Genomic DNA, 12963 nt, shown 5'->3' on the forward strand with positions numbered 1-12963 from the left:
GTGACCAGCGAAATGGCGCCACGCATCCTGCTCATCGGCGGCAACCCCAAGCACTTCCACGCGGCGAAGGCGGCCGGCCTGGAGGTCGTGTACTGCCAGAACCCGGACGAGTTCAAGCCGGAGTACGGCCCGCTGGTGGTGGGCGCGCTCCTGGCGGACTACACGGACTGGGAGACGTTCCGCCCGCTCGTCGAGGCGGCGCACCGCGCGTGGGGCTTCACGACGGTGGTGTCGCTGACCGAGCCGGGCCTCGACCCGGCCGGCCGGGTCCGCGACCTGCTCGGCCTCGGCGGGCCGTCGTACGAGGTGAGCCACCGGTTCACCGACAAGTACGTGATGCGCCGCAGGCTGGCCGAGGTGGCCCACCCGGACGTCCCGGCGATCGGCGCGGAGGTCCTGACGGACAGCGCGAGCCTGACGGCGTTCGGCGACCGGTACGGGTACCCGTTCATCGTGAAGCCGGGAGCGGGCACGGCGAGCTTCGGCGTCCACCGCGTGGACGGCCCGGACGAGGCCGACGCGGTGTTCTCGGCCATCTCGCGGGAGCGGGACGTGTCCGATCACCCGTTCCTCGGCCAGTACGACCTCGACGAGTACGTGATGGAGGAGTACATCGACGGGACGCTGTACAGCGCGGAGGCGTTCTCGTTCGCGGGCACGCACACGGTGCTGGCGATCACCGAAGCGGTCACGCTGCCGGGGACGGTCGTGCACGCGGGCCACGCGGTTCCGGCCCGCCTCGACGCCGCCGCGGTGGCATCGGTGGAGCGGATGATCCCGGCGTTCCTCGACGCGCTGGGGTATTCGGACGGCCCGAGCCACACGGAGTTCAAGTTCAGCCCCCGCGGCCCGGTGGTGATCGAGTCCCAGAACCGCATCGGCGGAGCGTTGATCAACGAGATGGTGTTCGCGGTGCACGGGGTCGACATGCACGACCTGACGATGAAGTGGCCCCACGGCTCGGTGTCCCCGATCGTGGCCGCCCCATCGGCGTCGGGCGCGGCGGCAAGCTGGCTGGCGGTGGCGGAGCCGGGCGAGATCCTGGAGATCGCCGGTGTGGACGGGGTTTCGGCAGACCCGGCAACATTGGCGATCGACTTGGGCGGAGCGGCACCGGGGGACGTGGTCCGTTCGTTGGACGGGTCATGGGACGGCTTGGGTCACGTAGCGGTCCGAGCCCCCGACACGACGGCGGCGATCGAGTTCAGCCAGGCGAAGGTGGCGGACATCAAGGTCCGCACGAAGCCGGTGGAGTCCTAGGGTTTCGTGGCGGGTGAGAGCCCCGGTGCCGGTCGGCGCACCGGGGCTTTCGCATGCCTGCCCCGCCGCCGGCTGGTCTGGTCTGGCCCGGAACTCGCCATCGCGGTCTTCGTGGCGAGTCGGCTTCGGCCGGGTTCGGAACCTGTTGCCGCGCGGCTGCGTGGGTGCGAGGTTGAGACAGCTGGGCCCGGGTTCGGAACCTGTTGCCGCGCGGGGCGTGCACGCGGAACGGGCCCGCCCCTGGCTGGGACGGGCCCGTTCTCACGCGCGCCGGGTCACGGGACTCCGACCACGCCCGTGCAGTAGTCCTCGATGTACGCCCGCTTGGCCGCTTCGCCGCGGTCCGTGCGCAGGAACCGGGCCCACGCGCGGCGCTCGTGGGCCGTCGTGTCCAGCTCGACCACGTTCTGCGTCGCGCGGAACGCGCCCGGCTTGGCCGGGTAGCGCTTGAACTCGTCGCCGTCGAGGAAGAAGATCCCCGTCCACAGCTCGTCCTTGCGCCACAGACCCACGATCAGGTAGTAACCGCCGTCGTGGTGGAGCTGCGCGTAGCCGAGTTCGTTCTCGAACTGGAGCTCGCCCGACTCCGCCTGGTCGCGCAGGTACTGGCGCGCCTGCTCGCTGATCGCCGGCGCGGCGTCCTCGCCGGCTTCGCGGACGTCGTACCACTTCAGGTACGCGCCCGGCAGCCGGAGGTCTTCGCCCGGGTAAATGCGCTTGTCGACGTGCACCCATTCCGCCGGGATGTCCGCCAGCTCGCTGAGTTCCGTGATCGCCTTGGTCACCTGGTCACCACCTCACCTGTGTAGAGCCCGTTCTGTTCGTACTCGCGCAGCTGCTTGTAGTCCGACTCGACCTGCTCCGGGTCGTCCGCCTCGAGGTAGACGTAGCCCACCGACGTGGCGAGGTCGACCGTCCGCCGCACCGGCCCGCCGGCCGGCGTCGTCAGCACCAGGTCGACGAACGACGGCAGCGCGCGCACCGCCGCGAACCCGGCCTCGTCCGGCACCACGCCGTCGGTCGGGCTGATCAGCGTGACGTAGCGCAGGAACGACCGCGGCCGGTACGTGGGCAGCCGCCGTTGCGTGACCTCTTCGGGCCGCGCCACCGCGAGCGCCAGGCATTCGACCTGGTTGGTGCCGATGCACCGCGAGATCACCGCCGGCTGGTGCGACCCGCCCATCCGCGCCCCGGACTCGACCAGCACCGGCCCGGCCGGGGTGAGCATCACCTCGGTGTGCCCGGCGCCGTTGCGGAGCTCGAGCGCGTCCAGGACGTCCAGCGTGTAGCCGGCCAGCTCCGCCACGCGCGGCTCCGAGAGCGGCACCGGCTGTTCGTAGTCGTACATCCAGTGCCCGCCGTCGAGTGCCCGCTTGTGGTAGCGCCACACCTCGACGACGTGGTGCACGCCGTCCCGGCTCACCGTGTTGACGAAGTACTCGTCGCCGTGCAGGTATTCCTGCGCCAGCACGGTTTCGTTGCGGGAGCCGTACCGGGTGGTGCCGGCCATGATCGCGTCGTGCCCGGCACGCACCTCGCCGGCCGACCCGCAGATCCGGACGTTGTCGGTGCCGGCACTGGCCAGCGGCTTCAGCACGACCGGCCAGCTGCCCAGCGCTTCCGACCAGGCGACGACCTCGTCCGCGGACGGCGACGAGAACGACGCGGCCGTCGCCAGGCCGGCCTCGCGCACCGCGGTGACCATCTCGAACTTGTCGCGCCGGGCCCGCGGCCGGACCATCCCGTTGCCGGGGGTGCCGAGCGCCGCCGACAGCTCGTCGGCGAGCAGCACCCCGGACTCGGTCCCGGCCACGACGAACCCGACGTCGAGGCGCTGCAACGCATCCGCGGTCGCGGCGACGTCGCCCTGGTGCCGGACGTCGGCCTCGGTGGACCCGCGCAGGTGCACGTCCGGTGCTTCCGACCGGACGCGCACCGTCTCCAGCCCGTGCGCGGCCAGCGCCGCGGGCAGGTGCGCCGCGATGCCGTCCGCGTCGACGACGGCCACCCTCACGCGCCGGCTCCGTCCAGCCTCGGGATCGACGCGGCCGCGAGGTCGAGCGCCTCCTCGTTGACGACGTCGTCCTCGAGCGTGCCGGCGAAGTACTTGTCGTAGGCCACGAGGTCGAAGTGCCCGTGCCCGGACAGTCCGAAGAGGATGGTCTTGCCGACGCCTTCGGCCTTGCACTTCAGGGCTTCGTCGATCGCGCCGCGGATCGCGTGGGTCGACTCCGGCGCCGGCAGGATCCCTTCGGTGCGGGCGAACTGCACGCCCGCTTCGAAGCACCCGGTCTGCCCCACGGCGATCGGCTCGATCAGCTTGTCCTCGACCGCACGGCTGACCAGCGGGCCGATGCCGTGCGCGCGCAGGCCGCCGGCGTGCACGGGCGGCGGCATGAACTCGTGGCCGAGGGTGTGCATCCGGAACAGCGGCCCGAGCCGGCCGGTGTCGGCGTAGTCGTAGGCGATGCTCCCGCGGGTGAGCGTCGGGCAGGCGGCGGGCTCGACGGCCAGCACCCGCACCGCGGGCCCGCCGCGCAGCTGCGCGCCGATGAACGGGAAGGTCAGCCCGGCGAGGTTGCTGCCGCCGCCGGAGCAGCCGACGATGATGTCCGGGTAGTCCCCGGCCAGCTCCATCTGCAGCAGGGCTTCCTGCCCGATGACGGTCTGGTGCAGCAGTACGTGGTTCGCGGCGCTGCCGAGCACGTAGCCCAGCGACGGGTCGGTGGCCGCCGTCTCCAGCGCCTCCGAGGTGGCGATGCCGAGGCTGCCGGGGGAGTCGGGGTGCTTGGCCAGGATCGCCCGGCCCACCGCGGTTTCCGGGCTCGGGCTGGGGACGCACTCCGCGCCGTAGGACTCCATCAGCGCCCGCCGGTACGGCTTCTGCTGGAAGCTGACCTTGACCATGAACACCTTGGCGGTCAGCCCGAAGAGCGCGGCCGACAGAGCCGTCGCGCTGCCCCACTGCCCGGCGCCGGTCTCGGTGATCAGCCCGGTCTTGCCGGCCTGCTTGTTGTAGTACGCCTGCGGGATCCCGGTGTTCGGCTTGTGGCTCCCGGACGGCGCGACGCCCTCGTACTTGTAGTAGATCTTGGCCGGGGTGCCGAGGGCCTGCTCGAGCCGCCGCGCGCGGTAGAGCGGGCTGGGCCGCCACTGGCCGTAGAGCTGACGCACCGGCTCGGGGATCTCGATGTCCCGCTCGGTGCTCAGCTCCTGGTCGATGATGGGCTCCGGCATCGTCGCGCCCATCTCGTCGCGAGTCAGCGGGGCCCCGGTCGCCGGGTTGAGCGCGGGCGCCAGCGGAGCGCCGGGCAGGTCGGCGGCAATGTTGTACCAGGTGCTCGGAATCTGGGACTCGTCGAGCTGGAACTTCGTTCTCTCCATCGCGGAGCCTCTCGTGTTGTGCGGTACCGGATCCGGCGCACGCCGGCACCGCCGGCACGCCCCGATGCTGCCGTTCCCGCCCGTCGGCGCACATCTTCCGGAGTGCGCGCTGTGCGCCACCCGCACCAGTGGGGCGCCAATTTCGGGATATAGCCGAGAAAGCGCGAGGGGAATTCCGCTGGGAAACGCAACGTCGGCCGACGGCACCGTCATCGAGTTCGACAAGGTCGGCTCCGGCCCACCGCTGCGCACGCAGGAGCTGACCGATCTGCTCGGCCGCGACGACCGTCGCGGCCGCGACGGCAGCACCGACACCCGCCATGCGCGGTGGAGCGCGAGCTTGAGGACCTGGCCGCCCTGATCGCCGACGCCGGTGGCGAGGCCCACCTGTTCGGCATGTCGGCCGGCACGGTCCTCGCCTTGGACGCCGCCGCTCGCGCGTCCTGGTCCTCGACGGCGGCGCGAGCCCGGCGTCGTTCGGCCACGTGGCCCAGGCCGAAGCCTTGCCCAACGCGCGGCGCCGCACGCTGCCCGACCAGGAGCACGCCGTCGCGCCGGACGTCCTGGCTGCCTTTCTACCTGGACTGAGGGGCGGCGGGTCCCTGCGGCGTCACGCGGCGTCCGATGTGGAGAGCGGCCCTTCCGTGGCCGGCCCACGCGCCTCCGGTGCCGGCGCACGCCCGGCCAGGTACCGCAGCTTGGTCAGGTGCCGCTGGACGAGCCCCGCACGCCGTGCTTCGTCCAGGGCGGTGCGCGTGACGCGGTTGGCTCGCCGCCGCCGGTGCCGGCCGCCGGGCTCTTCGGTGTGCACGGTGGTGTTGCCTCCTTCGTTGTCGGTGCCGGTTCGCTCGATCGGGTGGGCGTGTCGATCGCCGTCGTACCGAGGGTGTGATCGCTGGGTGTGACGGTTCGGTTGCGGGCAAGCGCAAACAGGGCCCTCGCCGCGCGAGGTAACAAGGTTGTCTCGGACGGTGCCGTTGGGCCACCTGGCCGCTCGCACGGTGCGACTTACGGACTCGTGCGGCGCGGGGAGCGTGGTCGCGACCGTCCACAGTGGGGGCACGTCGGCGGTGCCGGGGGAGTGCCCCGATGCGCGGCCGGGCACGTGACCAGGGTGCGTCGTGCGCATGCCGCGCACGACGTCTTCCCTGGTGGCGCCCCCGGCAGGACTCGAACCTGCGACCTAGAGATTAGAAGGCTCTTGCTCTATCCAGCTGAGCTACGAGGGCCCGCGCCGACGGCTGCTGCCGGTAACCCGGCACTGGCAGCTTAGTCGTCGCCATCCTCTCGATCGTTCGACACCGGCGAATCGTTTCAGGTCTCGTTCGACGGAATTCGGAAGTTCGGTGGAAGCGCCGTCGTGACCGGGACGGCGACAGTGGTGCAGACCTCCTCTGTGTCGGGTGTGGTGCTGAGGGTGACCGAACGGGCTTCCCGGCGGGCCGCGAACCTGTAATCTGGCGATCAGAAGGCTCTTGCTGTGTCCAGCCAGACCACGCTCGCCCGCACCAACCCGCGGCCGGGCAGGCAGCGCCGCGAGCGTCCGCACGCCGCTGCCTGACGGCCGCGGCGGGCGGCGCGGTGGTCGCCTCACCTGCGGGGGTGAGGTCTTGGGGACGCCCTGTCGATGGTTTGGTCGCTTGTTGACGACCTTGGGTCGGTTTCGTGGGTGATCTGGTCGATTTGTCCGAATAGTGGTGGACGGGTTGTCGTCGGTGGCGGCGCCGCGGTGCGTTGTGGTGGCTGGCGTCGTGACGCCGGTCGCGCGTTGGTGCTCGCCGGGGGGTGGGTGGTGGTCGACAAGCGGCCGCGGCTGATGTGGCGGTTGCGGTGTGGGCCGCCCAGGCAGGCCGAGAAGCCCAGCTGAGCGGCTTCCAGGCCGACTGAGGCCAACCCGGCCGGGGGCAAGGCCCGCGAAGGCCAACCCAGGCCCGCTAGGCCTGCCAGGCCCGCGAAGGTCAACCCAGGTCGGCTACGGCTAACCCGGGCTCGCCGGGCCCGCCAAGACCGATCCGTGGCCGCAGGCTGGTTAAGGCCGCCAAGGCTGACCAAGGTCCGCTGTAGCCGACCCTGGCCTGCCGCTGCCGACGAGGGCTGGCAAGGCGGACCCAGGCCCGCCGAAGCCAAATACGGCCCACGGAGGCCCACGGAGGCTCGCCAGGGCCAACCAGGGCCAACCAAGGCCAATCAAGGCACCGAGGCCCGGCCCGCCCGGAACCGCCAGAGGCCGTCGCCGGAGTCGCCTACGCCGGCCGCCTGGCTGGCGGCCGCCGCCGGATCTGGTGTGGGAAGCCCGTGGGCGCGCCCCGCCGCTGGGGCGCGCCCACGGGGTGGGGCCGCTGTCGGGGGAGCGGCCCCGGTCGGGTCCGGCCGCCGCCGCGAGCCGGCTCTCCCCCCTGGGAGCGGGCGGCGGTGCGGGCCCGGGTCAGGGCGTCACTCCCAGATCTGGATCCCGCGGACCAGGAACCGCGCGTCCGGCACGTACGTGCCACCACCCGGGTAGGTGACGAAATCTCCCTCGGTCGAGCATTCCTCGCTCTGGTACACCGTGACGTCCCGCGTAAGCAGATTCGCGAATGACGATCCGGAGAATCCCTCGGGCAGGGGAATGCATTCCCCGGGATTCGCGGTGCGGAGGTCGAACCGCTGGATCTCGCCGCCGTAGTCGCCCGCCGACCACAGGCAGAATTCGCCCTTCTGGCACCCCGGTTCCTCCTGTGCGGAAGCGGCCTGAGCGGTGCCGACGCTGGTCAGCAGACCCAGCGCGGCCAGGATCAGCAGGTGCGGCAGGCGGGCGCGGAGACGGCGTGAAGACATCGTGGATTTCCCCTCTGGAATCGCGGCTTCGCGGGCCGCGGTGAACTGGTGATTCCAGATTGGCGGGCGGGGGAAGATTTGTCAGCCCGCGATTTCGGATCTGTGGACAGGTGGCCGGGCGGGAACCGGTTGTCCACAGATCCGCGAACGGTCTTGTGGGGGCGCGGAGGAGGTGCTAGCCCGGCCGTGAGCACTTCCGTCAAGCTGGCTCCATGGACAGGGCGCGGGTTGCGGTGTTCGTCGTCTTCGCGGTCAACGGCCTCGCGCTGGGCTCCTGGGCCTCGCGCACGCCCGCGCTGGCGGCGCAGGTGCACGCCTCGCCCGGGGTCTTCGGCCTGGCGTTGCTCGGCGCCAGTGCCGGGATGCTCGCCGCCGCGTCGGTGGCCGGCCGGATCATCGAACGGGCCGGCGCTCGCGTGGTCGTCGCCGGCAGCACCGGGTGCGCGGCCGGCTCGATGGTGCTGGTCGGCTTCGCGCCGGCCGTGCCGCTGCTGGCCGGTGCCCTGCTCCTGATCGGCATGAGCGTCGGGATGCTCGACGTCGCGATGAACGTCGCCGCCGTGGCTGTCGAACGACGGATCCGCCGGCCGATCATGCCGGAGTTCCACGCGGGGTTCAGCGTCGGCGCCCTCGCCGGAGCGCTGGCCGCGAGCCTCGCCGCCGGCCACGGCTGGTCCCCGGGGCGCCACCTGACCGTGGCCGCCGTCGTCGCCGTCGCGGCGCTGCTCCCCGTCATCCGCGCGGTGCCGGGCAGCCGGCCCGAACCCACCGAAGAAGCAGCGCCGGGCCGGGCGCCGATCCGCCGTCCGGTGCTGTGGCTGCTCGCCGCGGTCGCGCTCTGTTCGGCCATCGCGGAGGGCGCGTCCTCGGACTGGTCCGCCTTGCTGATGACGGCCGAACGCGGTGTCGGCCAAGGCGCCGCGGCCCTCGCGTTCGCCGGCTTCCAGCTGGTCATGGTGCTGACCCGGCTCGCCGGCTCCCGGGCGCAACGCCGGTTCGGCCCCACCCGCTGCCTGGCCGCGGGTTCGGTGCTGGCCGCCGCCGGGCTGCTCGCCGCGGCCACGATCCCGGTCGCCGCCGCCGGATACCTCGGCTTCGCGCTGGCCGGCGCGGGCCTGGCCGCGTCGTTCCCGCTCGCACTGAGCCTGGCCGGCGACGCCGGGAAACGCGGGGACGGCACCGGCGGCGAGCGCGAGATCGGCTTCGTCACCGCCATCGCCTACACCGGGTTCCTCGGCGGGCCGCCGATCGTCGGCGGCATCGCCCAGGTGACGGACTACGGCGTCGCGTTCGGGTTCGTCGGGCTGGTCGCCGCGCTGATCCTGCCCGCCGCCCTCGGTGCCCGGCGGGCGCGGCAGCGGGAGGCGGCCGCGCTGACAGCCGAATCGTGACAAAAAGCCGGGAGCCGCCCGCTCCCGGGTCGCGTCTCTTCCCCGTACGGCCCCTATCGCCGAAGCCCCGTTGACAGTGCGGAACCAAGCGGGGCAAGCTGAGCGCGTCGTAAGCTGAAATGAATTTATCGACGTTACAAGTTCAGGTGGGCTGGTCAGGGTAGGGGCCTTGACCCGGGGAGGACGTCGTGAGGGTTGTGCTGCTCGGCGGCGCGGGGGCGCTCGCCGGCGGAGCCGGGCTCCCGCTCGTGCAGGGCGCGGTGCCGAGGCTCGTGCTCGTGCCGGTCGCGTTCCGGCTCGCGCTGTTCCTGCAAGCGATCTGGGCCGGCGCCCCGCTGGGCGCGCCGGTGCTCGGCCTGGCCATCGTGCTCTACCTCGTGCCGAACCTGGCCGAGGTGGCCTGGGTCTTCCACCGCAGCACCGGCATCCGGCCGGTGCTCGCCGCCGACACCGCGTACACGCTCGTCACGAGCTTCGCCGCGGCCATGTTCGCTCCGGGTCTGCTCGCCCTGACCTGGCCGAACATCATGGGCACGGTCATGGTCTGGACGTTGCTGCGCGGCGCTCCGGCCGGCGCGATCGCGATCACCGGGGCCGTGCTCCTGCGCTACGGCATGGCCGTGGTGTCCGGCACGTCGGCGCCCGCGACGTGGATCGTGCTGGCCCTGGTCGCGGCCGCCGCGACGGCGCTGGCGATCGTGATGCTCGTCGCCGGCGCGATGCGGTTCGCGCACCGGCTGGGGGAGCAGCGCGGCCGCGCCGCCGAGCGGGAGCGGCACCGGCGCGACCTGCACGACACGGTCCTGCAGGTGATGGAGTCGCTCGCGCTGCCGGCGCCCCGGGACGGCCTCGACCCGGTGGGCAGCCTCGACCAGGTCCGCCGCATCGCCCGAGCGCACGCCCTGCGCCTGCGGCTGAGCCTCGACGGCGACGCGCCCGCGGAGCCGGGCGGCCTCGAGCACCGGCTCGGTGCGCTGGCGGTCGAGATGACGGCGGAGGGCCTGCGCGTCGACCTCGTCACGCTCGCGAAGCCCGCTGAAGTCCCCGAGAGCGTCGTCAATTCCCTGCACGACGCAGCGCGCGAAGCGCTGCGAAACACGTTGAAGCACGCGAAGACGGGCAAAGCCGTCATGTGCCTCGAAGAGCATGACGGCGTCGTGACGGTGTCCGTGCGCGACCACGGGACCGGCTTCGACATCGGCGCGCACCCCGCCGGGTTCGGCATCGAGAACTCGATCCACGCCCGGCTGGCCGAGATCGGCGGCGCCGCGCGCATCGACTCGGCGCCCGGCCAGGGCACCCGCGTCGTCCTGACCGCCCCGCTAGAGCTGGGTTTCCCCGTCGGGTGAGTCCCGCCACTGCGCGAACGGCCGGTCCAGCGCCCACTTGCCGTCGTGCTCTTCGAGGACGCGGTATTCGCAGGTCTCCGGGTTGGTCAGCGACTCGAACAGCTCGATGCTCCAGCCGAAGAGCCGGCGGCACAGCAGCCGCACGGTGAGCCCGTGCGACACGATCAGGACCGTCTCGGGGTGACTTTCGTCGCGCAGGCGCAGGTCCGAGAGGAACGCGGCGACCCGGTCGTCGACGTCCGCGCCCGACTCGCCGAAGGGCAGCCGGTAGAAGAAGTGCCCGAACTCGTTGCGCCGCGCCTTCTGGATCTCCTGGCCGGCGGGGTCCTGGAGGTTGCCCCAGTCCTGCTCGCGCAGCCGCGGCTCCTGCAGCACCCGTTCGCACGACGCCTCGATGTCCAGCAGCCGCAACGTTTCCCGCGTGCGCAGGTACGGGCTGACGTAGACGGCGGGCCGCTCGCCGTCGAGCAGCCGGGCGATCTCCGGCCCGGCCGCAAGCGCTTCCCGCTCGCCCTTCGCCGTCAGCGGCAGGGCGTGGTCGGGGATCCGCGTGTAGGCGAGCTCGTCGACGTTGCCGAGCGACTCGGCGTGCCGCAGCAGGATCATCTTCACGGTCCCATCCTGCCCGTCACACGGGCGTGACCGGGGCTGGGCATACCCTCTGGGGCGTGTCCAGCGAGCCCGTGACGAAATCCGACGCTCCCGCGCAGCGCCGGGCCAGTGTGCTGCCCCTGATCTCGGTCGGCGTGCTGCTGGCCGCGGTCGTCGCGATCGGGTTGATCGCGCTCACCGGCGGGGCCGGCTACGTCATCGCCGGCCTGCCCGATCCGGGGCTGGTCACCAAGTACGGCATCACGGTCATGCGCGTGCTGTCCGAAGCCGCGTCGGTGATCTGCGTCGGGTCGCTGCTGCTGGCCGCGTTCCTGGTGCCGCCGCAGAAGTCGGGCACGCTCGGCCCGGAGGGCTACGGCGCCCTGCGCGCGGCCGGGATCGCCGCCTGGGTGTGGTTCGGCGCGGCCCTGCTCTCGGTCGCCTTCACCGCCGCCGACACCGCGGGGAAGCCGTTCGGCGAGGTACTGGACCCGCAGACGCTGCTCGACCTCGTCGGCGCCATCGAGCAGCCGAAGGCGTGGTTGTGGACCGCGCTGATCGCGATCCTCGTCGCGCTCGGCTGCCGGCTCGCGCTGTCGTGGGGCTGGACGGCGGTGCTGTTCTTCCTGGCCGTCGGCGGGCTGGTCCCGGTCGCGGTCACCGGGCACTCGGCCAGCGGCGGCTCGCACGACGTCGCCACCAACAGCCTGCTGTTCCACCTCGTCGCCGCGTCCCTCTGGGTCGGCGGGCTGGTCGCGCTCCTGGCGCTGGGCTACCGGCGCGGGAACCACCTGAGCCTGGCCGCGCAGCGGTTCTCGCGGCTGGCGCTGGTCTGCTGGATCGTGATGGCGATCTCCGGCGTGGTCAACGCGCTGGTCCGGATCGGCCTGAACGATCTCTTCACCACCGACTACGGCCTCCTGGTCGTCGCCAAGACGGTCGCGCTGCTGCTGCTCGGCGTGTTCGGCCACCAGCAACGCCGGAAGGGCGTCGCGGACCTCGTCGACGGCAAGGGCGGCGGCCAGCTGATGCGGCTGGCCGCGGTCGAGATCCTGATCATGTTCGTCACGATCGGGATCGCGTCCGGCCTGGCCAGGACGCCGCCACCGGCGGACGCGGTCACCCAGCCGTCCACCACCGAGCTGCTGATCGGCTACAACCTCGACGGCGCGCCGACGGTGTGGCGGCTGCTCTTCGACACCCGCTTCGACCTGGTCTACGGCACCCTCGCGCTCGTCCTGGGCGCGCTGTACCTCGCCGGGGTGCAGCGGCTGCTGCGCCGCGGCGACTCGTGGCCGGTCGGCCGCACGGTCTCCTGGATCGTCGGCTGCGTGGTGCTGCTGATCGCGACGTCGTCCGGCATCGGCCGCTACGCCCCCGCGATGTTCAGCGTCCACATGGGCAACCACATGCTGCTGTCGATGGTGGCGCCGGTGCTGTTCGTGCTCGGCGGACCGGTGACGCTCGCGCTGCGCGCCCTGCCGGCCGCGGGCAAGGACGACCCGCCGGGACCGCGGGAATGGCTCGTCGCCTTCGTGCACTCCCCGGTGTCGCGGTTCCTGACCCACCCGGTGGTCGCGCTGCTGCTGTTCGTCGGCTCGTTCTACGCGCTCTACTTCTCCGGCATCTTCGACAACGCGCTGAACTACCACTGGGCGCACCTGGTGATGAACGCGCACTTCCTGCTCGCCGGCTACGTCTTCTACTGGCCGGTGATCGGCGTCGACCCGGCGCCGCGGCGGATCCCGTACCTGGGCCGGCTCGGCATGATGTTCGCCGCGATGCCGTTCCACGCGTTCTTCGGCGTGATCCTGATGAGCACGCAGACCGTGATCGGGCGGGCGTTCTACAGCCAGCTGCACCTGCCGTGGGTGTCCGACCTGCTCACCGACCAGCGGCTCGGCGGCGGCATCGCCTGGGCGTCCGGCGAGCTCCCGGTGCTGCTCGTGCTGATCGCGCTGCTGGTGCAGTGGTCGCGCCAGGACGAGCGCGAGGCGAAGCGGCGGGACCGGCGCGAAGCGGCGACCGGCGACGAAGAGCTGAACGCCTACAACGCGATGCTGAAGAACATGGCCGAGGGGAAGCGCGCCGAATAGTCTCGACTTCCGGTTGAGGGTGAGACCGTCCCGGAGCCGGCCGAAACGACGGTTTCGGTGATCCCGGGCTGACTT

General features: G+C 72.1%; 11 protein-coding genes and 1 tRNA gene. 5 read left to right on the forward strand and 7 right to left on the reverse strand.

Translation table 11 applies throughout. The annotated features are described in order from the left end of the window. Nucleotides 1-12 precede the first annotated feature (12 nt). Nucleotides 13-1260 carry an ATP-grasp domain-containing protein gene (locus tag AA23TX_RS26525; RefSeq protein WP_155545541.1) on the forward strand — a complete coding sequence of 416 codons (1248 nt, stop codon included), beginning with the start codon at nucleotides 13-15 and terminating at the stop codon, nucleotides 1258-1260. Between the two features lie 275 nt (nucleotides 1261-1535). Here AA23TX_RS26525 and AA23TX_RS26530 read toward each other — a convergent pair whose 3' ends face one another. Genes AA23TX_RS26530 through AA23TX_RS26540 form a run of 3 tightly spaced genes read right to left on the reverse strand, consistent with a single transcriptional unit; the run spans nucleotide 1536 to nucleotide 4644 of the window. After that, on the reverse strand, nucleotides 1536-2045 hold the full coding sequence (locus AA23TX_RS26530) for a hypothetical protein (RefSeq protein WP_155545542.1): 510 nt from the start codon (nucleotides 2043-2045) through the stop codon (nucleotides 1536-1538). After that, entirely contained in the window at nucleotides 2042-3274 is a 1233-nt protein-coding gene (locus tag AA23TX_RS26535) for an ATP-grasp domain-containing protein (protein ID WP_230862715.1), read from the reverse strand. The genes AA23TX_RS26530 and AA23TX_RS26535 overlap by 4 nt, the downstream gene beginning before the upstream one ends. Beyond that, nucleotides 3271-4644, reverse strand: a complete 1374-nt coding sequence (locus AA23TX_RS26540; RefSeq protein ID WP_155545543.1) for a TrpB-like pyridoxal phosphate-dependent enzyme — start codon at nucleotides 4642-4644, stop codon at nucleotides 3271-3273. The genes AA23TX_RS26535 and AA23TX_RS26540 overlap by 4 nt, the downstream gene beginning before the upstream one ends. Before the next feature lie 64 nt (nucleotides 4645-4708). Here AA23TX_RS26540 and AA23TX_RS51240 point away from each other — a divergent pair, with 64 nt between their 5' ends. Then, entirely contained in the window at nucleotides 4709-5005 is a 297-nt protein-coding gene (locus tag AA23TX_RS51240) for a hypothetical protein (RefSeq protein ID WP_155545544.1), read from the forward strand. Nucleotides 5006-5254: 249 nt separating this feature from the next. Here the strand turns inward: AA23TX_RS51240 and AA23TX_RS26550 are convergent, their stop codons facing one another. The 3 genes from AA23TX_RS26550 to AA23TX_RS26560 form a co-directional block, all read right to left on the reverse strand. Beyond that, nucleotides 5255-5455 (reverse strand): hypothetical protein, encoded by a 201-nt coding sequence (locus tag AA23TX_RS26550; protein WP_155545545.1) that lies wholly within the window; start codon nucleotides 5453-5455, stop codon nucleotides 5255-5257. A 341-nt stretch (nucleotides 5456-5796) separates the two neighbouring features. Beyond that, nucleotides 5797-5873: transfer RNA gene (locus AA23TX_RS26555), tRNA-Arg, on the reverse strand. A 1204-nt stretch (nucleotides 5874-7077) separates the two neighbouring features. Then, nucleotides 7078-7461 (reverse strand): peptidase inhibitor family I36 protein, encoded by a 384-nt coding sequence (locus AA23TX_RS26560; protein ID WP_155545546.1) that lies wholly within the window; start codon nucleotides 7459-7461, stop codon nucleotides 7078-7080. 212 nt (nucleotides 7462-7673) lie between these two features. Here AA23TX_RS26560 and AA23TX_RS26565 point away from each other — a divergent pair, with 212 nt between their 5' ends. Together AA23TX_RS26565 and AA23TX_RS26570 are read left to right on the forward strand one after the other, a co-directional pair. Beyond that, entirely contained in the window at nucleotides 7674-8852 is a 1179-nt protein-coding gene (locus AA23TX_RS26565) for an MFS transporter (RefSeq protein WP_155545547.1), read from the forward strand. Nucleotides 8853-9049: 197 nt separating this feature from the next. Then, the gene (locus AA23TX_RS26570) at nucleotides 9050-10201 is read left to right on the forward strand and encodes a sensor histidine kinase (RefSeq protein ID WP_196425701.1); all 1152 of its coding nucleotides are present in this window, start codon (nucleotides 9050-9052) and stop codon (nucleotides 10199-10201) included. On the opposite strand, the gene AA23TX_RS26575 is transcribed toward AA23TX_RS26570, so the two are convergent. Then, entirely contained in the window at nucleotides 10175-10813 is a 639-nt protein-coding gene (locus AA23TX_RS26575) for a histidine phosphatase family protein (RefSeq protein ID WP_155545548.1), read from the reverse strand. The genes AA23TX_RS26570 and AA23TX_RS26575 overlap by 27 nt on opposite strands. Before the next feature lie 56 nt (nucleotides 10814-10869). Here AA23TX_RS26575 and AA23TX_RS26580 point away from each other — a divergent pair, with 56 nt between their 5' ends. Next, on the forward strand, nucleotides 10870-12888 hold the full coding sequence (locus AA23TX_RS26580) for a bifunctional copper resistance protein CopD/cytochrome c oxidase assembly protein (RefSeq protein WP_196425540.1): 2019 nt from the start codon (nucleotides 10870-10872) through the stop codon (nucleotides 12886-12888). Nucleotides 12889-12963: the final 75 nt, after the last annotated feature.

This window comes from Amycolatopsis camponoti, assembly GCF_902497555.1.
Classification (GTDB): Bacteria; Actinomycetota; Actinomycetes; order Mycobacteriales; family Pseudonocardiaceae; genus Amycolatopsis; species Amycolatopsis camponoti.